The sequence below is a fragment of the Dyadobacter crusticola DSM 16708 genome, from assembly GCF_000701505.1.
Lineage (GTDB): Bacteria > Bacteroidota > Bacteroidia > Cytophagales > Spirosomataceae > Dyadobacter > Dyadobacter crusticola.
Genome location: NZ_KL370787.1, coordinates 357,827 through 379,535, shown reverse-complemented (window position 1 = coordinate 379,535; position 21,709 = coordinate 357,827). Strand labels below are relative to the sequence as shown.

General features: G+C 46.5%; 15 protein-coding genes. 6 read left to right on the top strand and 9 right to left on the bottom strand.

Features of this window, described 5'->3' with window-relative positions; all coding sequences use genetic code 11:
- Positions 1-78: 78 nt before the first annotated feature.
- From tamL to Q369_RS0126390, 4 genes are all read right to left on the bottom strand, one after another.
- Complete coding sequence (gene tamL / locus Q369_RS0126405; RefSeq protein WP_031530715.1) at positions 79-2,529, bottom strand: translocation and assembly module lipoprotein TamL; 2,451 nt, start codon at positions 2,527-2,529, stop codon at positions 79-81.
- Positions 2,519-7,456 (bottom strand): translocation/assembly module TamB domain-containing protein, encoded by a 4,938-nt coding sequence (locus Q369_RS0126400; RefSeq protein WP_031530714.1) that lies wholly within the window; start codon positions 7,454-7,456, stop codon positions 2,519-2,521. Before Q369_RS0126400 ends, tamL begins: the two co-directional genes overlap by 11 nt.
- A 122-nt stretch (positions 7,457-7,578) precedes the next feature.
- Positions 7,579-8,292 carry a hypothetical protein gene (locus Q369_RS0126395; protein ID WP_031530713.1) on the bottom strand — a complete coding sequence of 238 codons (714 nt, stop codon included), beginning with the start codon at positions 8,290-8,292 and terminating at the stop codon, positions 7,579-7,581.
- Between the two features lie 250 nt (positions 8,293-8,542).
- On the bottom strand, positions 8,543-10,969 hold the full coding sequence (locus Q369_RS0126390) for a TonB-dependent receptor (protein WP_229206955.1): 2,427 nt from the start codon (positions 10,967-10,969) through the stop codon (positions 8,543-8,545).
- A gap of 278 nt (positions 10,970-11,247) precedes the next feature.
- Here Q369_RS0126390 and Q369_RS0126385 point away from each other — a divergent pair, with 278 nt between their 5' ends.
- The 6 genes from Q369_RS0126385 (at position 11,248) to lolA1 (ending at position 16,323) form a co-directional block, all read left to right on the top strand.
- Positions 11,248-11,460 (top strand): hypothetical protein, encoded by a 213-nt coding sequence (locus tag Q369_RS0126385; RefSeq protein WP_031530711.1) that lies wholly within the window; start codon positions 11,248-11,250, stop codon positions 11,458-11,460.
- Positions 11,451-11,669 (top strand): hypothetical protein, encoded by a 219-nt coding sequence (locus tag Q369_RS0126380; RefSeq protein ID WP_051664297.1) that lies wholly within the window; start codon positions 11,451-11,453, stop codon positions 11,667-11,669. The genes Q369_RS0126385 and Q369_RS0126380 overlap by 10 nt, the downstream gene beginning before the upstream one ends.
- A gap of 77 nt (positions 11,670-11,746) precedes the next feature.
- Positions 11,747-11,929: a hypothetical protein gene (locus Q369_RS29210; protein ID WP_157488325.1), complete on the top strand. Its 183-nt coding sequence runs from the start codon at positions 11,747-11,749 to the stop codon at positions 11,927-11,929.
- An 80-nt stretch (positions 11,930-12,009) separates the two neighbouring features.
- Positions 12,010-13,044, top strand: a complete 1,035-nt coding sequence (locus Q369_RS0126370) for a quinone-dependent dihydroorotate dehydrogenase (RefSeq protein ID WP_031530709.1) — start codon at positions 12,010-12,012, stop codon at positions 13,042-13,044.
- A gap of 35 nt (positions 13,045-13,079) precedes the next feature.
- Positions 13,080-15,608 carry an FtsK/SpoIIIE family DNA translocase gene (locus Q369_RS0126365; protein ID WP_031530708.1) on the top strand — a complete coding sequence of 843 codons (2,529 nt, stop codon included), beginning with the start codon at positions 13,080-13,082 and terminating at the stop codon, positions 15,606-15,608.
- Between the two features lie 70 nt (positions 15,609-15,678).
- Positions 15,679-16,323, top strand: coding sequence for an outer membrane lipoprotein periplasmic chaperone LolA1 (lolA1, locus tag Q369_RS0126360; RefSeq protein WP_031530707.1), 645 nt, complete (start codon positions 15,679-15,681; stop codon positions 16,321-16,323).
- 93 nt (positions 16,324-16,416) lie between these two features.
- Here the strand turns inward: lolA1 and Q369_RS0126355 are convergent, their stop codons facing one another.
- From Q369_RS0126355 to Q369_RS0126330, 5 genes are all read right to left on the bottom strand, one after another.
- Positions 16,417-16,887 carry a ferritin-like domain-containing protein gene (locus Q369_RS0126355; RefSeq protein ID WP_031530706.1) on the bottom strand — a complete coding sequence of 157 codons (471 nt, stop codon included), beginning with the start codon at positions 16,885-16,887 and terminating at the stop codon, positions 16,417-16,419.
- Positions 16,888-17,033: 146 nt separating this feature from the next.
- A complete protein-coding gene (locus tag Q369_RS0126345) occupies positions 17,034-18,134 on the bottom strand; it encodes a DNA topoisomerase IB (protein WP_229206954.1) in 1,101 nt (366 codons plus the stop codon).
- 190 nt (positions 18,135-18,324) lie between these two features.
- A complete protein-coding gene (locus Q369_RS0126340; protein ID WP_031530704.1) occupies positions 18,325-20,613 on the bottom strand; it encodes an ATP-binding protein in 2,289 nt (762 codons plus the stop codon).
- A gap of 4 nt (positions 20,614-20,617) precedes the next feature.
- Complete coding sequence (locus tag Q369_RS0126335; RefSeq protein WP_031530703.1) at positions 20,618-21,229, bottom strand: biliverdin-producing heme oxygenase; 612 nt, start codon at positions 21,227-21,229, stop codon at positions 20,618-20,620.
- A gap of 25 nt (positions 21,230-21,254) precedes the next feature.
- Positions 21,255-21,698 (bottom strand): response regulator, encoded by a 444-nt coding sequence (locus Q369_RS0126330; protein WP_031530702.1) that lies wholly within the window; start codon positions 21,696-21,698, stop codon positions 21,255-21,257.
- Positions 21,699-21,709: the final 11 nt, after the last annotated feature.

Here is a 21,709-nt window from a genome sequence, read left to right as displayed (position 1 = left end):
AATTACCTCCAAATCCCAAGCTTTTGTTCAAGCTAAAAGCTAATAGCCAATAGCCAAAACCCACCAACCTCCACCAACTCAAAACGGCAACCCCACTGCAATATTCAGCACCAGGTTCTCGCGTCGCCACGCTTTGTCCCGGAAGTTGATTTCGTTGAAGACCCAGGGGTTTTTACTCAGGTATGGACCGTCGGGATTTTCAGGATTCCTGTATTGCGTATACCAGGGCTTCCTGAATGGCGTGGCAAGGTCAAGTCTGAAAACCAGGTAGGAGAAGTCAAGGCGCAAACCTATGCCGCCGCCGACTGCAACCTGTTTAAGAAAATCTTTACTGATTAGGGCTCGGGAATCAAATGCAATCCGAGCAGTATCTCCAAAAGACCAGATATTTCCAGCATCCATAAAGATCGCCCCATTGATGATATTTGTAAACTTGATCCTGAATTCAGTATTAAATTCCAGCCGAATATCAGCGAATTGCTGGTAACCTAACAGGTTGAAACTCGCTGTATCCGGCTCTACGCCGCCAGGCCCAAGAGAACGTGCGCGAAATGCTCTGATACCGGTGCTACCCCCACCGAAATACTGCTTAAACTGCGGAGTGGGCATTGTTTTAGCATTGCCGTAAGGTTTTATCATCCCAACAAGCAAACGGTTGGCCCATTTGATTGAAGGGGTAAGCGTGCGATAATACCGGATATCTCCATCCACTTTCACGTATTGAAAAACAGGTACTTTTAAAAATTGTTTTGGCAATGTATCATCTGGCGGAGGGGGACGCTTCGCCAATAGGCTCAGCAGGTTTCCGCCATAATCAAGTCCGCCAGTCAGAGCAAACTGGTTTTTGCTGAACGGACGCGGTACTGGCCGGTAGGAGATGGTATAATTAGATCCGGCAATAAAATAACGTGCATCGATAATCTTGAAAAGCCGATCAATGTCCAGCGGGTTTGTATTTGGACTAAAAATGATCTTGTCCAGATTTTCAGAATTAACACCTCCCGTCTGTACATAGTTAATTGAAATCGGTGCCAGCGTATGTACAACCGACGATTTTTTGCTCCAAACGTAAGACCAGTCTCCGCGGATTGAAGTGGTAGTGTACAATCCCCGCTGAACCCGCGCCTCGTAGTTGAGAGATAGTACCGTCTTGGGCAAAGCCTGGCTCTTTTCCGGTCTGATTCTGACAAAAGGAATGACAAAACGGGGAAACGACAGATCCGTCCGGCCTCCGTATCTGATATATTCATTGCCGATTTTCCTGAAGTCGGTATTAGTTGCACTTCGGTTGCCACCGAGTTGTACGTCAAATCCGAAGAACCCATTGACCGTCAGCATCTCTGCGCCTTTGAAGGTGTTTCTGTTTCGCCAGGTAACATCCAGCTGAGAACCGCCCAGGTTATTCGACTTTGTACTTGCACTGATCGTGGTTTGAAGTGACTTCTTCTTCATCGGTGCCAAATCGTAATACACGTCCAGCAATGCCGAATCGGAGCGGGGTACCAGATCAAAACGGTTTTTTACAAAACGGAAATTTTGCAAGTTGACAAGCCGCGATAGCGACACGTCATGCATTGTATTGGTGTACATATTGCCGTGGCGAAAACCAATGGCATCGTAAAAGATCCTCCTTTTATAAAGCTTGCCAGGATCAATCACCTTGATACCTCTGCGAAGCCGGCGGCGAGTTGTTGTAACTGTGTCGGTTGAATTGTTCTCCTCAGTACCTGTATTTACATATATATCATTGATGAAATACTGTTTCAAAGATGTTTGCGCGGTGCCCTGCTTAACTTCCAGGTAAATGTTAACCTGCTGCGCACCAAGCGTTGAATCGGCTCTTCCGATCGTTGAATCCACCTTTGCGATCAGGTAGTCGGGGTTGAAGAAGTAATAGCCCTTTCCTTTTAGCTCCTGATCAATACGGGTTCTTTCAGTCGTGACAGCGTCAAGTCTGATCGGATCACCTTTTTTCAACAGGGTTTTTTCCTTTGCTTTCACAAGATCTCTGCTAAACAGCGAACTGTCCGGCACCGAATAGCTGATTTCGTTGATCACATAACGCGGCATTACGTATACGTCGAACTCCATGATCGCAGTTCGCCGTTTTTTCTTCTTGCTCTCCACGATCTTACCTTCAGCAGAAGAACGGTAATAGCCCTCATTATCGAGAAAGGACACCATATTCGCTGCATTAATATCAGCTACACGCTCAGTAGCAAAACGCGGCGCCTCTCCAAGTTTATTCCTGAACCAGCTACGCAACCCGCCTTCATCTTTGGGCTCTCCGATCCAGTAATAAAACCAGACCTTCCATGCAAATCCAAAAAGCGTCTTATTAGGCGGTGGCTTGACCAATCCTTCCAGCTGGCTGCTTAATCCGGATATATTGGGTTTGGAAATGCTGTCTGGCTGTACATTTACCTTACTTCCTACATACAAGCTTTGTCCGGCAGGGACATATTTGTTTACCGAACATCCGCCCAGAAATAAGCATGTTACCAGAATGACATATAAACTATTCTTCATTTCTTTTTTTGAAAAATTCACGGAACAGATCGTAATCAGCTGTGATGATAAAACTTACACCGGTTTCGATGATAAAACCTTCCAGGATAGACTGATATTGATTTTTGCGGTAGCCCCGGAAAAGGTACCTGCCATCTCTTGTGATGGAATAATCCAGAGCGATGTTGTCGAAGACTTCTGTTGAATTCGCGGCATTGTTCTGACTTTCCAGCTCGAAGTTTTTACCAACTGATACCTTCAACCGATCATTTAAAAATGCTTTGCTCAAACCGAGGTTGAGGTCTGTGCGCGCTCCGGTTGTCTGATCAGCTGTCGAGTTCAGACCGATATCCAGATCCACGCCTTTAATCAGATCCGAAGCCAGATTGTTCAGCTGATCACTCAACAGCTGGCTTACGCTTTGGCGTGCTACTGCTTCCGCACTGGACCCCAGGTTGAAGCCGGGTGAAGATTGGTCCGTAATGAATTTGTTGGTAATTAGAAGGGCAAATGCCTGTTTGTTCATCTCAGAAGGGTTATTCTGCATATCTGCCCAGAATGTCTGATTTGAAATGTCGCTTCTGATCTGCTCGTCAATTTGTGTTTTTGGAAGATCTATATTGAACGTAATGTTCGGGGTTGTGAGATTACCAGTGATAATAATCTGTACTTCCACCGGAATCTTACTTGCACCCTGGAATTTGGAAGAAATGGAGCCAGGATCTACCATTACCGGGTAAGCGGCCGTGATGTTCAGGTCGGCTTTCATCGGATCGCCGGTCCATAGCAATGTACTTCCGTCTTTGATTTCAAACTGCCTTTTCAGGATCTGTAATGTCAGGTCATAGGAACCTTCCGTCAAATCGTATGAACCCAGCAGAAAAAGTTGACCATTTGGCGCGATACCGGTGTTCAGCTGCGCATTTCCTTTCAGCCTGATGTTATCTCCATTCAGCTCGTCAATCACCACTTTGAACTCCGACTTATCGTCCACAGCTACGTCGAGCGAGATCTGTGAGGCAAAGTCGACCACGATCTGCTGCGTCTTTTCTGCCGAGTCTGCTTGCGCCACCTGCGCGGAGTCGCTCATATCTACGAATTCGATCACCCCTTTTGTCGCGTCGCCTGCTTCCGTGGCATCGTTTGGCAGTACAACTGTAATATTGCTGCCCGGATCCACTTTCACACTTCCGTCAATCACCGATTTGCTGCCTACCCCTTTTACTGTCAGGTTAGCGTCAATGTTGGCTTTTCCGAAAAAGAGCTCGTTCTGTTTTTGGGTTGAATTAAGGACATTGAAATTCTTGGCCGAAATAGAAAGATCGTAACCCACATTCGGAATGTTGGCGATGTTTACATTGCCGTCGATCTTCATTTGCTGGTTCAGTGAATCGGCAATGGTGAAGTTGTTGAAGTTGATCGTCTGCCCGTTGAAATTAATTTTCTGGTTGCCCAGCGAGTAGCGCGAGCCAAGCTGGGTTGCATTGAATGCGACATTATCAAAATTCAATGCACCATTCAGTCGCGGACTGTCAGTTGCACCTGTTATCGCGATATCTCCGGTCAGATTACCTTCTGCGCGCTTCAATTCACCAAAACTGAATGCTTCAATGGTTTTTGCACTTAGTCTTTTAAGGTCCATTTTGAAATCCATTGGTGTTTCGGATTTCAGATTGTAGTTGCCGTCGATACTGATATCGTTCTGGTCGCTCACCAGCGACATAGCTACCCGGATCAGGTTTTCTGTTTCATTCGTTGATTTAAGCGAAAGGTTTCCAACCGGAATCGTTGTAACAGCAAGGTTGTCGATCATCAGCTCACCTGTGTAGACCGGAGCGACCATATAGTTGCTCAAAAGTATCTTTCCATTCAAAATCCCCGTCGCCATTGTGGAGTCGCGGGTCGCGATCTCGATCAGGTTACCAATAGAGATATTTGCCATTTCAACATTCAATGGGCTGTTCGGTACCGGCTCGGTAGAGCTGATTGTCAGTGACTGCTCACCGTTTTTGATCATAAAATCTTTGACATACAAACTGTCTGTCGCATACTGGATGTAGCCCGCGGTGTCTGTATCCCATTCACTGTAATTCAGGAGCAGGTTCTCACGGAGATTAAGTCGGTAGCTGTTATCGGCAACCGCGAGATCACCTTTGATCGCATGTCGTTCTGTGTTGACCGAATCCCGGACTACAAAATCAAACATGACGTCGTTATCGTCAATCTTGCTTTGCAATGAAGTGTTCTGGATTCTGAAACTTCCCGTATTCACCGAGCCGATATTTGCATTCAATGCGGCATTTTCTTCAACACTGCTCAAATCCACTGAAACGCGCTCTACCCGGATGCTGTCGTAATCCACCATCGGGATACTCAGCCGGGCAACGATGGACGAATCTTTCTGATTGTCCATTTTGGCATTAAACTGGACTTCATTCATTTCGCGCAGCTGCGGAACGAACATTTGCAGAACCGGGTGATTGGTAACTGTTGCGGCCAATGTAAAATTAACCGGCTTGGTCACTTCGGTGTAAGTCAGGCTCGGCGCTTTAAAGTGCTTTCCAACCTCGGTCAGCAGCGCGTCGCTGAGTTCAGTGTACGAATAATCGCCTTCCATTTTTACTTTCAAAAACGGCGAGTCGATATTCGCCTGCTTTTGTCCGCTTGAATCGGTTAGCGCCATATTAATGTCTGAAACTCCTATCGGGCGGCGGTGATGGGTTAGTACCAGGTTGTTGATGTTGACAGTTCCAAGCGGGTTTTCAGGATTGGTTGAAGGCATATCTACCTTAATATTTCCTTTTACCTGCAGGGAATCCGCATATAAATTCAATGCGGTCAAGTCCAGGTTATCGATCGAAACGTCCGCTTTAACAGTCGGGTACTCTTTGGAAAGATCCGCCTGTGCAGTCAGGTTCACGTCGATATTTCGATCCTGCATATCAGCAGTAATATTGGCCAAACCATGGTCAACATCTCCTTTCAGCTGTAAATTCTGGTATACATAACCTTTGATATCCGCACTTGCGATGGTGCCGTCAAGCCTCGCTTTCATCGTGGTAGGAGCATAACCAACACCTTCCAGATCGGTGCGTAGTGTCAGTTTGCCCATTTCCTGCGGCGGCTGCTTCATTAATTTGCCCAGGTCAAAGTCCTGGAATGCAAGCGTTCCGTTGTACTGTGCCCGGAGACTGTCGGTAATGTTTTTGAGATTTCCGGAAAACGTACCTGTACCAAACGAAGTGTTAATGGTGGTGGTCATCGTCAGGTTATCCATAGAACCTTTCACTTTGCCCGAGATCTTGACATTTTCCGGCAGTTCGATAGAAGCAGGTACTGCACTGTCGGGGAGCATTTTCATGAGATCCTGCCTGGTGGAAGAAATTTCGCTGATATTCAGATCCATTGCCAGCTTTTCTGCTTCCGGCAATCCCTGTACGCGGCCATTTACATTCAGTACCGTTCCGTTGAGCATCCGGAAGTCTGCTTTTGAAATCAGCATATCATCTACTGATCCGGTAATGTTGGCTGACCCTTGTACCACGCCGTTTGGTTCTTTGTCAAATGGCGGCGTTTTGGCGAGGTCGGGCATAATCAGCAGTACGTCGGCAAAGGATACCCGGCTGTTGGTAAGTCTGAGTTTGAGTTTAACCTTCGCAATATCTTTGGTGAGCTGGTCCATGTTTGCATAACGCAGGCTCAGCTCGTCGCGCAAAATCGTATTCGGGGTTCTTACGAGGAGGTTGCGTAAGTACGTTTCCTGTTCTCCGTATGCAAAATTGGTATGGAATTCCTGTAATTTGAACCCGCTTTTCTCATTGAATGAACCTGACTTCAATGCGCCTGAAATTACTTCGGGAGAGAATATGAAATCCTGCAGATCAATGTTCAGGTCTTTTACATTCAAATGTGCGAAGTCCAATCCTTTCGGCTGTGCGGGCGTGTTATTATCGTCGTAACGGATGTCATTATTCACCAGCCTGATCTGACCTACTTTTACATTCCAGCCCGGCGTTTTGGAAGCGGTTGTATCTGCATCTTTCTTCTCAGGAGTTTTAGCTTTTTTAGCAAACTCTGCGAAAAGCGACATGTTTTCCAGGTTCAGGTTTTTAACATCCACCTGCTGGCTTTCCATGAAAAGCTTGTTGATATGCCCCTGCAGCTTTCCAACAGATATCCCGTTTTTCAATCCTGAAACTTCATCGTCAAACTGGAATTTAAACTGACTGATATCTATATCCCCGAGTTTCAGATCCAGTGTATCGCCCGGCGCGGCCTTTGGTGGTAGCGGGCCGGCTGCTGCGCTTTTAAGCGGAGCATACATCCTGAGTTTCGCCTGACTGTTCAGCAAAGCCACCATCGTAGGGTGGTATTGAGAAAGTGTGGGATTAAATTTATCAAACTCAACGTGAGCTGAGTCGATCACAGCAATTGCGTCCATTCCTGTCACTGCGTCGCGGTAAGACAGGCGCACTTGTTTCAATGAGATCTCATCGAGGCGCATTTCCAGCGGAGCAGACGTCGTGTCCTCAACAGTTGTGGTGTCGGTACTGGCAAATGCATCTACGATAAACTGAAAGTTGAAAGTGGTATCCGGCAGCACCCGATTGATATTCGCATTGATACCTTCCAGTTCCACTTTGTTGATCCCGATGTTCCCTTTAATCAGGCTGAACATATCCAGATCTACATACAGCCGCTTGCCAAATGCCAGGGTATCGCCCTGAGTATCTTCCAGATATACTCCTTCCAGCAGGATCCAGTCAGGGATATCAAAGCGGACTTTCTCAATATTGACTTTGGTTTTTAACTTTTTACGCAAAAATGAATTCGCCTGGGATGTAAGAACATTCTGGCCGTAAGGTGTGGTAATTCCCCAGATCAGCACGCCAACCAGAATAAGTATTGTTAAGACTACGATTGCCAGTACCTTTAATGCTTTCTTCATCCCTCGCTTTTGATCCCGCCCTTATTTCAGGGCAGGTGATTTAAATTGCGTCCCTTTGTTATAAAAAAGCTGGACAGTCAAATCCATTCGACTATCCAGTTCATTGCGGTTAATTCCGGTAATTACCTTTTGAAAAGTTCTGCATTAACCGGTTGATTCACTGTTAATGCAGACTTGATCGTCACCGGCTTCTTGTCAGCTGTATTGATCTCGACCAGCTTGGAAGGGAATGAAATCCCGTAAGCTGACTTTGTATAATCCGACATATCGGTAGTAGTTTCCACCCCGCCATTCGTTTCCTTCTGGCGAACCAGCAAGCCGGTTTTGGCATCAAAATACAGATTGTACTTCACGCCTTTTCCCTGCAATTCGACTTGGTTTACCTGTACACCATTCAATGTTTCGGTACCAACGGTAGTGGCTATCAGCCCTCTGTTTTTATAGTCGATAAATGGCGCGAGCATATCATACATTTCAAGCCGCATGTTCTGCTGCTCGGCCTGGCTCAGGTCTTTTACATCCATTCGTTGTCCGAGCGGGACTTTGATCCAGCCCTGGTCACCTTTGACGGTATATACAAAGCTGCGCTTCATAATGGTCTTCGATTTATGAATGGACTGTTCGGGCAGGGAAACCGTAATGCTTGCATCGTAAGGAGTAGCAGCAGCAGCGCTATAACTTCTTTTCATGCTATAAGACTTTACACCATCCCAAAGCGCCTTACCACCGGTTGCCTTGTAAAAATGATTGAAAATAGAATCGGCAGGCATTTTTTGGGCAAAAGAAGCAGTATTGATCAGCATTAATGCGACCAGAATTCTCCAAGTGTTTTTCATTTGTGTCATCTTATTGTTGTTAAAAATGTGACGGGAATGTTCTTTTTGTGATCATCGCCCAATTTCAACATTTTAGATCGGTTTAGGTGCCTCAGGTTTAATCCCGCCTTATACGCCTGCCATTTTCCCAGAGTTGCAAAAACCATTCCATATAGTTCCCTTACCTGGAATATCCATGATAATATGGGTAAAACAAAAAAGGAAGAGCTTGGCGGCCCTTCCTTTCTATGTGTTTTGTGGTGACATTTTCTTATGCGTCGTCGCCGCTTGCGGAGATCTTGCCGAATCTATATTGGAATGTAAGGTTAACCTGGCGGTTTGTCTGCTGCCACAATGAGCTTTGAGAGTACGTCTCCGTCATCAGCTGGCTTTTGTAGGCTCTTGACAAGAATATATCCTGCACGTTAAACGAGATTGTAGCCTTTTTTTCCAAAAGATCCTTCCGGATTCCCATATTGGCGAGAAAAACACCTTCACGTGTACCTTGCGCAATTGCTCTCGGACCTTCGTAATTAACATAAGCCGATGCACGGAAGTCGGCGGGAAGCGTGATAAATGCATTCAGGTTGCCGGAGTAGCTCCACGTACGGTTGTCGATCTGCGCGATTTGTGACACTACCTCGCTTCTGAAAACCCTGCCGCTTCCATTGATTTTAAGTACATCCCCGATTTTCTTGGAAAAGTCCGTTTCAAAACCGTAGGAAAGCTCGCGGCCCACATTGTCGTACCTGGTCAATGAGATGCCTGACTCGTCAAGCGTGCGGATACGTGTGATCGCATTGTTACTGTAATCCATAAATAGTGACGGGCCAAAGCCGCCAGACTCTTCGTAATTCGAGTAGCCCATTTCTGCTTTGTGGGTAAATTCCGGACGGAGATTCGGGTTACCGGATTGGATGTTGCGCGGATCGGATACGTCGGTAAATGGATTCAGCCAGTCGGCCTCGGGACGCTGTACGCGGCGGCTGTAATTTAGTTTGAGCTGCGAAGCGTCGCCCAGCTTGCGGGTAAGCGCGAGTGAAGGAACGAGTGTAAGGAAATGTACGTCGAACTTGCGGTCAGCGCTGATCTGGTTGATTTCCTGGTTGTAATCTGTTACCCGCATACCAACCCGCATTCCCCAGTCGTCCGTTTTCTGAGAGAACGTCATGAAGCCGGTGTAAGTAGCATCGCGGTATCCGAAAATGTTACTGATATTTTCATCAAACACATAAGTGCCCGTTTCCAGGTTCTTGTTGTAAAATGAGTTGGTGTTGTCATTCGAGCTCATTCTCGTCCTGAACCCCGTTTCCAGTGTTGCTTTGGAAGTAATGGGCCAGGTGTAGTCTGCATTGACAAAAAGTGAGTTCCGGTTGTTGTTGCGTAAATTTTGCTGATCGCGCATCAGACTGTCGATTTCACTTTCCTGTACATAATAAGATTCGCCGTCCGACTCACCGATCGAGTAGCTCGTGGTAAAGTTGAACTGCTGGTCTTTTTTGTCAAACTTCTTGCGGTAATCCACATTGAAGTTCATGTTATTCCCATTTCCTGTGCTGTTATTCAGCCTGCGAAAGGTTTCAACTATGGCGCCGGACGTATTGCTGGTCTCGTTGAGCAGATTGCTGTTGTTGCGATTGCTATTCTGGGAATAATTCATCCCTATTTCCAGCGCATTCTTTTCGTTGAAATCATAATTCATCCCGATTCTGCCGAATGCATTGATTCCTTTGTTAGCACCGGTACCGCTTTGTTCCAGGTGAGCGCTTTCTTCGGAGAGGAAATTGTCGCGGCTCAAAGTTCGCTTCCAGGTCATGCCGCGACTTTGTCCGCTGAGCGATGCATTGAGCCCGAACTTGCCCGCCCGGTAGCTGAGGTTGCCGGAAACGTTATGGTTGTTTTTATTCCCCAGACCAATGCGAACGCCGCCGTTTGTTCCGCGGATCTTGGTTTTTTTGGTGATAATATCAATAACTCCCGATGCGCCTTCGCCCTCATACTTGGCTGATGGCGTAGTCATTACATCTATTCTTTCGATCAGGTTGGCGGGGAAGGATTGAAGAATGGTAGGTAAGTCGCTGCCGTAGAGGTTGGAAGGTTTTCCGTCGATAAGCACTACCACGTTTCCTTTTCCTCTAACCTGCGGATTACCGTTTTCGTCGAGTGAAACTGCCGGTACTTTTTCAAGCAGGTCGCTTACATTGTTGCTGGTCGCCAGCATATCTTTCCCGATGTTGACAATTTTTTTATCGATATCATCTACGATCATGCTCTTCTCACCTCGCACGACTACTTCTGCAAGCTTTTGAGCTTCCGGGATCAGCGTAATAGAACCGAGGTCGACGAGGTTGGCTTCTGGAGAGACGCGGATATTCGGGACAAACAGGGTCTGGTAACCCATATTGGTTATGCGCAGCAAGTAGCTGCCAGCCGCTACATTCGACATGGTGAATGCGCCATTTTCGTCAGTTACCACGCCATCGGTAATCGAAGAGTCGCGTGCGGCGAGCAGTGCAACTGTGGCAAAGCTCACGGCTGTATTGGCCGGGGATTCTACTACTTTGCCCACCAGCTTACCACCCTCAGCCGCCGGTGACGTTACCGGAACTGTTTCTGGAAGAGCAATGGAATGATTTGCAAAAAGGCTGATCGGGAATGCAAGAAAGACGATAAGGTTCAGAAAAGTAGATTTTGTCACGGGGTTAGGATTTTGATTTTTACCAGGAATTAAGTTGCCGCAATGCGATCGAAGGTAGTGTGGGAGTAACCCGAAAGAACCGGATTTGACCCGGGAACTGCAAAGTTACCTGAATATTGCTAACGTGCATTTCCTGGAAACAATTACATAAAATTATTAAAAAATTAAGATTAAGAAATATTCATAAACAATCCCGTGCCGGAAGTTCAGGAAGATTCTCTTTTAAGGTTTTTCAGTTTATTATCTTTGTGAAACAGCGATTACTCCGTTTTTCAGTTATGGAAAAAAAGAAAATCAGGTTTTATGATTCATTTGAAGAACTTGACGCAGATCAGCTCAGAGCAAATTTAGACTCATCGCTTGAAGAGCGTTGGGAGAAATTCTGGCAACTGAAAAAGCTGTACAAAGAGCTTTTTCCGTCGGAACACCGCTCTGTTTCTTCAAACACAAGCCGGAAAACAATCACCATCTTAAAACCTGAATGGATCTAGAAAATTCTGAGTTTCTGGAATTTGTAAAAGCGGCCGGAGAATGCGGGCTTGACTACCTGCTTATAGGCGGACTCGCCCTGGCAATGCATGGTATGCCAAGATTCACACATGATGCCGATGTCTGGATTCGTCCTGAAGATGATAATAAGCAGAGGTTGCTCCTAACACTTCAAAAGCTTGGCTGTGAGACAGAGGACCTCACGAAGTAGAAGAGCTGAATTTTTCTGAACCGCAATTATTAAGGCTGCACGGTCCCATTGATATCATGACTTTCATTCACTTGCGGATGGATTATAATCTTTGCCGCAGCCGGGCAAGGCCATTTAATACAACAATGGGAGAGACTTACTTTATACATATAAACGATTTGCGCGAAGCTAAGCTACTTTCCCGGCGCCCGAAGGATTTGAATGATGTAATTATGATAGATCAAATGCTGGAAGAGCTTGCCAAACGCAAAGAGAAGTAAGCCGCCACGGAAAGCCTGTTTGTCAAAAATAAATTCCTTCTGCTTCCACCCCTTGCTGCGAAACCACCTATTTTTGCAGCATGTATAAAATCCTCATTTCCCCTATACTTTTCCTGTTTGATGCGGAACGGATCCATTATTTTGTGACCGACCTGCTCCATTTTGCATTCAAAATCCCGTTTGTGCCACAGTTGATGCGGTCGATGTACACATTTGAGCATCCCGACCTGGTCACAGAAGTTGCAGGATTGCGGTTCAGGAACCCCGTGGGACTCGCGGCCGGATTTGACAAAAATGCCGAAATGGTTGATCAGCTTGAAGCGTTGGGTTTTGGTTTCATCGAAATCGGAACGGTAACACCACGCCCGCAGCCGGGAAACGATAAGCCGAGATTGTTCAGGTTAAAAAAGGACAAGGCGCTGATCAATCGCATGGGCTTCAATAATAAAGGCGCTGCCGTAGCTGCGGCTAAGCTCAGTAAACGCAAATCAGGGATTCTGTTAGGAGGGAATATCGGTAAGAACAAGGATACACCCAATGATCAGGCGCTGAGCGATTACCTGATCTGTTTCCGCGAGCTGTTCGATGTCGTGGATTATTTCGTTGTTAATGTAAGTTCGCCTAATACCCCCGGCTTGCGCGACTTACAGGAAAAAGCGCCTTTGACGGCATTGCTGAAAGAACTTCAACAAAAGAATCGCGAAAAATTTAGTCCGAAACCCATATTTTTAAAGATTGCGCCGGATCTGACCACCAGCCAGCTGGACGATATCATTGATATTGTAAAGGAAACCGGAATTGCAGGCGTGATTGCAACCAATACCACAATCGCCCGGGACAACCTTCGTACCAGCTCTGAAGAGATCGGCCAAATAGGTGCAGGCGGGCTAAGCGGGGCACCACTTACACATCGGTCAACGGAAGTTATTCGTTACCTTTGCGATAAATCGGGTCATGCTTTTCCAGTCATTGGCGTAGGCGGAATAGCCTCGCCCGCGGATGCATTGGAGAAGCAAAATGCAGGTGCCGCATTGATCCAGTTATATACCGGATTCATCTATGAAGGTCCGGGACTGGCGAAAAGAATTTGCAAGTCCCTGATCAGAAATAGGTAGAAAATTACCTTTCACGCATCCCAGAGTTGAAATAAATGTCTGTTAATAAGCCAAGAACAAACACACAACGTGCTAAAGCGGAGGAAGCTGCGGAGCCACGCATTCGCTTCTCTTTTGATTGGGAGCAAATTTTTTCAAGTCCCAAAGGCACTTTCTCCTGGGGGATCTTCTTCATTTTGCTTGGATTTTTTCTTGAAATCGCCTTTATCTCCTATATCGTTACAGGTATCGCCGATCAAAGTGTGATCGACGGACTTGGTCAGCAGTCCATTCGTGATGCGGGCCGGCAGACGCGCAATTTCTTCGGGGTACTTGGCGCAGTGATCTCTCATTTCTTTGTTTACAGATGGTTTGGCGTAGGTGCATTGCTGCTACCCCTTGTTCCTATTGTAGCCGGCTGGAAAATGGCTTTTGACAAAGAAATAATTCCGCTAAACCGTACTACCAAAGAGGTGATCTTCTTCACATTGTGGATCAGCGCATTGATGGGCTACGTGATTTTGATGAGCAATACAGAAAGTACCATGAGCTTTGTATCCGGCGGGATTGGTTACATGGTCAATGTGGCGCTGTTTGACTGGCTGAAATGGGGAAGTATACTCCCGATCATCTTTGCACTGTTTGTCTTTGCAGTCTTCTTCTACGATGCTCGCTCTGCTTACGAGGCCTGGCAACAGAAGAATGCCCGCCCTGAGGCAACGCCTGAATTGAATGGGGTTCCTGCGGCGGCTGAGGAAAAGGTAGCCGGAGAAAAGGTAGCTGAGCCTGCGAAAGGATTTGCAGCTGTGGTGAATGATACTTACGACGATGAGCTGGTTGCTGAGGAAGACGATGAGGAAGAATTATTAGAAGAAGAGCCTGAGCTCATACTCGAACAGGAGAAAGTGATCGCAGCACCCGCGCCGGTAGCGCCGCCTGTGCCTGTTCCTATTGCCCCGGTTGAAACCAGGCTCGAACTGGAAGTGGAAGATACCACGCAGGTAGCCGAGCCGGAGTCCGAAGAGTTTGAAGACGAAGATGTAAATGCGTCCATTCTCAGAGAATTCGGGCAATATGATCCGATGCTGGACCTGCCTTCCTATCAGTTCCCGAAAGTGGATCTGCTGAATGAGGTGGAAGATAACCACCATGAAAAGGTGAGTCAGGAAGAGCTGGAAAGTAATAAGACCAAGATTGTAGATACGCTGGGAAGCTACGGGATTAATATATCCAAGATCAAGGCCACGATCGGGCCGACGGTTACATTGTACGAGATTATTCCGGAAGCAGGTGTACGTATTTCGAAAATCAAAAACCTGGAAGGTGATATCGCATTGAGCCTTGCCGCATTGGGGATCAGGATTATTGCTCCAATGCCCGGCCGCGGGACAATTGGTATTGAGGTACCTAACAAGAATCGGGAGACCGTTTTTGCACGATCGGTACTGGCCAATGAACGTTTTCAGAAATCAAACTACGACCTGCCCATTGTTTTGGGTAAAACGATTTCAAACGATATCCACATTGTCGACCTTGCCAAAATGCCCCACTTATTGATGGCGGGTGCGACCGGACAAGGAAAGTCGGTTGGATTGAATGTAATCCTGGCTTCGCTGATTTATAAAAAACACCCGGCTGAGCTGAAATTCGTACTTGTAGATCCAAAGAAAGTAGAACTTACCCTGTTCAATAAGCTGGAAAGACACTTTCTGGCGAAGTTGCCGAATGCAGAGGAGGCGATCATTACCGATACTAAAAAGGTAATTTTTACATTGAACTCATTGTGTATTGAAATGGATTCGCGGTACGACCTATTGAAGGAAGCAGCTGTTAGAAACCTGAAAGAATACAACGCAAAATTTGCCCAAAGAAGACTGAACCCTGAAAAAGGGCACAGGTTCCTGCCTTATATCGTGCTTGTGATCGATGAGCTTGCCGATTTGATGATGACCGCCGGTAAGGAAGTTGAAACGCCCATTGCCCGGCTTGCGCAGCTGGCGCGTGCGGTAGGTATCCACCTGGTAGTAGCTACCCAGCGGCCTTCTGTGAAAGTAATTACAGGTTTGATCAAAGCCAACTTCCCCGCACGTTTATCATTCAGGGTAACTTCCAGCATTGACTCGCGTACCATTCTTGATATGGGCGGAGCGGAGCAGCTGGTGGGGCAGGGAGATATGCTGCTGGCGATCAACTCGGAAGTAATCCGTCTGCAATGTCCGTTTATCGACACCCGTGAAATTGAAGATGTCTGCGAATTCATAGGAAGCCAGCGCGGCTACGACGAAGCTTATGCATTGCCTGAATACGAAGGCGAGGATGCATCGGAAGGAAAAGCGGAGTTGAACCCGGATGATTTTGACGGCTTATTGCCCGACGCAGCACGGTTGATCGTCACGCACCAGCAAGGCAGTACTTCGCTGATCCAGCGCAAAATGAAGCTGGGTTACAACCGAGCCGGCCGGATCATGGACCAGCTGGAAGTACTCGGCGTGGTAGGTCCGTTTACCGGAAGCAAGGCGCGGGATGTAATGTTCCACGACCTGAGCGGACTTGAAGAGCACCTGCGTGTAATGGGCGTGAATTAAACCTTCATTTTCCGTGATGGTCTAAGTTTTGTACAACCTCAAAATCAATCTAACTTACTGAAACCTCAATATGAAAAATCTGAGAATAAACGCGTGCTTACTTTTTGCAATGTTGATCGCTGTCAGCTCTGCCGCATTTGCACAGGGTGATAAAAAATCATCTGCAATTCTGGAAGCAATGAGCAACAAATATCAGAAGATCAAATCCTTTAAAGCTGCATTCACTTACTCACCCGAAGGAGGCAAGCCGCTGAAAGGTGAAGCAACTGTAAAAGGCACAAAGTTCAGACTGAAAATGGCTGGTCAGGAGATCTTCAATGACGGAAAGCTTATGGCGACTTATATCAAGGAAACCAATGAAGTAAACTTACAGGATTTCGATCCGACTGCCGGCGGCGACCTTGACCCGACAAGAATCTATTCAGCTTATAAGAAAGGCTTCAAGTATGCATTCCTGAAAGAGAAAAAAGAAGGCGCCAAGTCTCTGGAAGTGGTGGAGCTAACATCTACCAACAAAAATAGCCAGGTAGATAAGGTGCAGATTGAAGTGAATAAAGCTGATAAATCCATTAACAGCTGGAAAATTTTCCAGAAAAACGGACAGCAGGTAACTTATAAAGTCGACCAGTTCCAGCCTGACGTGAATGTAGCCGATACTTACTTCACTTTCAATGCCAAGCAATATCCCGGCGTAGAAGTGGTTGATCTACGATAAAAGTGATAATATAATGGCTTGAAAATGAAAATGGCGAAATCGATAGATTTCGCCATTTTCATTGCTAGTGCGTGCTGGTGTGTTTTGGGGTTTTTAGCTGTTGATCGCCTGATGTACGTCGCGGTACTTTTTGATCAGGTTGTGTGATTCGAGCAGCTCCGCTTTTTGGTTAGCGATGATCTGTCTGACGTTTACCGGCAGATCTACGTCAGTTGCCAGTGCGTCATCGTAAGCTTCCTGTGCAGCATCTTCGCCATACTCACAGCTCTCCAATGCAGATTGTCTGTCGTGGCCTGTGAATGTAGCTTTGATATCCATCCAAACCCGGTAGATCTTACCTGAGTTTGTAGTGCCTGTTGCTACTTCCCCACCCAGGGATCTGATCTCAGCGCTTAGCTCATTGATATTTTCACGGCTCTCGTTAGCCATTTTCTGGAAAATTCCTCTTAGGTCGATGTCGATATCTTCAACCTCATTGATTGCTCTTTCATAGCCTTCAATACGGTCATTATTAATTCTGATCAGGTCATTTAATACCTCAACTAAATTTTCATTGGTTTCCATGATCTATGTTTTTTAGTGTTGATAAATTCTCATTTGTAACTCAAAATAAAAATGCTGTGCCAACCTGATTTCTATATCGTACCCAAGGATCTGATACAAAACACTGGACACGTATATGTAGGAATTCTTGCCCGCTGGCGCATTTTTCATGATTTTGGATGCGCCAAAAGCAACTTAACCCTTTGCTCACTCGCGGAGAACCATTTCATCTCCTCCACATCCTTGGATGCAAAGCGCTTGATCCTGTCATTTTCATAAGCAAGGAACACCGCCGGGTGCACATAGTACTTCTTGCAAACAGCTCTTGTGTTTCCCAAATGCGCCGCCACTACGTCGAGGCAGGTGTTTAGGGTTCTTGTTAATTGCCGCTGCGACGAAGGTTTTTCCTGTGTTGTGAGGTATTCAAATGCAGTTACAGTCCCCATCCAAGTCCTGAAATCTTTGGCCGAAAAGTGCGAGCCGGTATGCTCGCGGATATAATCGTTGACCTGTCTTGCATTGAGCGCGCATTTGCCGCCTCCTTCTGAAGTGTACTGAAACAATCTCTTCCCCGGCATTTCCTTGTACTGCTTCACGAGCCGGGCGAGTTGGGTATCACGTAATGTAATATCTTGTTTAACCCCCTTTTTGCCTGTAAATACAAACCGGATCCGGCTTCCGGTCACAGTTGCTGCACGCGCATCAAGTGTGGTAATACCCGATGATCCGTGTTTCAGCTTGTAACGCTGATTTCCTACTCGAATGCAGGTTTTGTCCATCAGCTTTACCACCAATGCAATGGATTTGTTCAGGTCGAAATCACGCCTTCGGAGATCGTGTTCTACCTGTTCCCGTAGCGCGGGGAGTGCATCAGAGAATGTAAGCAGCCGGAAGTATTTGGCCTGATTGCGGATCAGGTTCCATTGCGGGTGATAACGATACTGTTTCCTGCCCGCATCGTCTATTCCCGTGGCTTGCAAATGCGCATTCAAATCGTTGCTGATCCAAACTTCTTTCCAGGCCGGAGGAAGTACCAGCGACTTGATCCTTTTAATTACCTCTTTGTCTTTCACCCTGTTTCCCTGCGGGTCTACATAAAAGAAGCGCGGTGCTTTTCCTTTGCGCAGGTAACCGGGCGCGTATCCCGATTTGATATAATTTAATCCCACAGCCGCTGCTGTGAGCGCGGGGTCTTTTCTTAACTTTTTAAACTGTCGTGCGGATATTTCAGGTACTTCCGTGAGCGTCCCTACTGCGGTTGCTTGCATGTTCACAATCATTTACTTTCTAGGCCTTTGTTATAACAAAGTAGTACCAGCGGAAGTAGGCAAGATGTGCCGCGCCAAAAGCTTCTAAATCAGCTTTTCAGGGATGGTATCACAAATGAAAATTCTTCAGCCCGGCCCGGATCAGGCTTTGCTGAGGAAGTATATACTCAATTTGAATTTTCTCTTGAAACTATTCTACCGGAAAGTAGGCATCGAAGATAGAGCCTATGCCCAGTTCGGAAGAAGCGATCAGGAAGCCTTTATGGTTTTCCATAATTTTTTTGCAAATCGCAAGTCCGATTCCCGTCCCGGGATACCGGTGGGCAGGGTGCAGGCGCTGGAATACATCGAATATCCGCTCCTTGTATTCGTCCTCGAAGCCGATACCATTATCTATAAACGAAATGCGGTAGTACTGTACATCGTTAACAGCCTTTTCGTCGCCAACATCACTGCCGTTCACTTTCGATACACGGATGTGGATCAATGGCAATACTTCGGAACTTGTAAACTTAATTCCGTTACTGATCAGGTTGATAAACAGCTGGCGGATCTGGAACGGGATCACCGACAGAACAGGCAGCTTGTCGTAGGTAACTACCGCTTTTTTCTCCTCGATGGTATCGCGCAGCTCTTTGATAACTGCGGCAGCAATTTCATTCAGGTCAATGGATTCGTATACCTTTTCCATATTTCCTGTTTTGGAATAGGTCAGGATATCTTCGATCAGCGCCTGCATTTTCTCGGCGGCAAAACGCATTCTTTCCACCGAATCCTTCACTTGTGCCGAGAGATAAGGATCTTCCCGATCAAGTACTTTGGAAGCGAATATCTGTATCTTACGAAGCGGCTCTTTCAAATCGTGCGTGCTGATCCAGTTCAGGTTAGCCAGCTCTTTGTTCGCCGTTTTTAATTCTTCATTCAAAATCCGGTTCTTATCTTCCTGCGTCCGGATCAGCTGATAATTAATGTGCTTCTGCAATGCATAAGAGAAATTGGAAGCAGCGCTGAGCTCCAATTTTCTCCATGGAAGGCTCTTGTCTTTTACCTCAACCATCCAAAGCTCAAACGATTTTCTTGGCGAAAGACGGAAACCATCCTCGTTAGCCAACACCGCCTTGTCCGGATTGCCGGCCCAGTTGATAGTTTCCACTTTCTCCGACCGTAACCACAAGATACCGTCCGGATTCACCGACGCCACAGAGTGATAAATTATGCCCGCCGCAAATTTCGAAAACGACTTGGCTTCCGGGAAAATATCCGAGAGCCTGTCTGTATAAAACCCCTGGGTCGGGTATTTTTCTGCGAGTTTGGTCATCAAAGCAATCAACTCGTCGTCACCCGGCACCAGGCCATTTTTGTACAATTCGCCATTGTAGTATATCACAGCTCCGGTAGCATTGGCCAATCTGAGAATGGAAGGCGACTGATGACAGGCTTCAATAAAGTTCTCATTTTCGTGTAAAAGCGTCAGAGAATCCGAAAGCGCCCGGTCTACTTCCTGGCCAATCTCAAATTCTTCCGCAACTTCTCTCACAGCGATCTGCGACGTAAGAAAGTGTCCCTGAAGCAATGCAGAAAGCCGCGTGTAATGAGGCAACACTTTGGGGGAATAATGGTGGCACGCTATCAATCCCCACAGCTTACCGTTTTGAAGAAGGGAAATTGTCAATGTAGCGCCTACGCCCATGTTTTTCAGGTACTCAATGTGAATGGGCGAAACACTCCTCAGAATGGAGAGGCTCAGGTCAAGCGATTGGTTGTCTTTCTTATTTCCATCGTCAAGGGTCAGCAAACGGACAGGCTCATAATTGATATCCGCGATCATTCTTAACGGATTGCGGATATATAGTTCGCGCGCCTGCACCGGAATGTCCGTGTGCGGGTACATTTGTCCGGCGAAAGAGTCAATTTCGTCTACCTTGCTTTCGGCAATTACTTCTCCATTATACTCTGAATCAAATCGATAGATCATTACACGGTCGTAACCCGTGATCTCCCGTGTTTCATTTGCGATCTCCTGGCAAAGCTCCTGCAGGTAAGTCGTTTTTTCCAGTACCGACACAAAATGCCTCGTCTGGTTATATAAATTAGGTAAGTTGATCGTTCCGTCAGGGAAAGGCTCAAATTCCAGAATAATGGTGTCGCCGCTCTGGTGTACCGTCGTATTGTAGGAAACCCCGTTGAGGGTAAATACAAATGGCTGTGCTGTATCTATAACCCGGACTGTGGCGTAGCTGGCGAATTCTTCCGCCTGCTTCTCCGGGACAACTTCTTTTAATGATTTACCAAGAATCGCGTCCGGTGTGAGACCGATATAGCTGCCTGTATTCTCACTGCAGTATTCGATTCGGAGGGTATCTTTTTTTATGCCAAACAGGAATCCATGAGGCTGAATGCTACCCGGAATGTGAATTGGTTCGCTTTCGCAATTCGTCAGATTAACGATGTCCCTGTTTACTATATCCTTAATGTTCATTCAACTAATTTTTTCTATCGCTTAGCCAGCTGTTAATTACTGTAAAAGTTTTTTTGGCGCTTTCGATAATGGTCGCACTGTCGTTATTCCGGGTGGCATACTGAGCAAGCACGGACACAAATGCTTTCCACATTGTGCCGGTTTGATCGCCATAACCCCAGAAATAAGCGGCGCCGCTCTCCGGATCCAGCCCCAGTTTGTCATGAACATGCTTGTAAATGATTTTCCCGCCGAGGGTCGAACCCTCCATTACGTACATCACGCCCATTGCCTCCGAAATGCCCGAGCAGTCAAACTGATGAATCGGCAAATCGCGGATCTGATCGTCGCTCATTCCTGTACGGGACAGGTCTTTTACGATCAGGGCAGATTTGTACCTGTTGTTCTTATCCGGCAAAACGTTGTTCAGAATAGGGAAAATCTGCAGTTCACAAGCCAATGTGATTCCATAGATTTTTGACAAATACGCCTGATAATCGGATAGGGTAACAGCTGGGTCAAGTAACGTTTTGGAAAGCTGATTGTTTTCAAGAATTTGATGGCTTTCAGCAGTTTCTCTTCTTAAATTCTTAATAAACGATTCTTGTTCCTTCTCAATAACGGTTACTTCATTCATAGAACGCTAATTCAAACCTCTAAAATCAGTTTGTAATCAAAAATTGTTCCACATGTGCCGGGGTAGTATGGTTGAGGCTCTGGAACAGGCACTTCTCCAATACATTTACAAGTCCCGCAAAGCTGGTAGGCTTTTGAATGTACAGGTTCGCTCCACCTTTATACGCTGATTCCCAAAGATACTGGGCAACCGAAGTAGACAGGATAATGACAGGTGTTTTTTCAAAGCCCGGGGTCGCCCTGATCTCTTCAAGACATTCCAGTCCGTTCTTGACCGGCATGTTCATGTCGAGAAAAATAAGGTCAGGCTTCGGCTCGTCGCCCTGGATCTTGTCGGTCAGCTCTACGCCATTTGCGGCAATGGATAGCTGTGAATTTGGGGAGACTTGTTCTAAAGCTTCTCGGAATAGAAAGGTATCATCATCGTCGTCGTCAGCGAGAAGAATCTGATATTGTTTGTCCTGCGTCATTACTTTTCTCA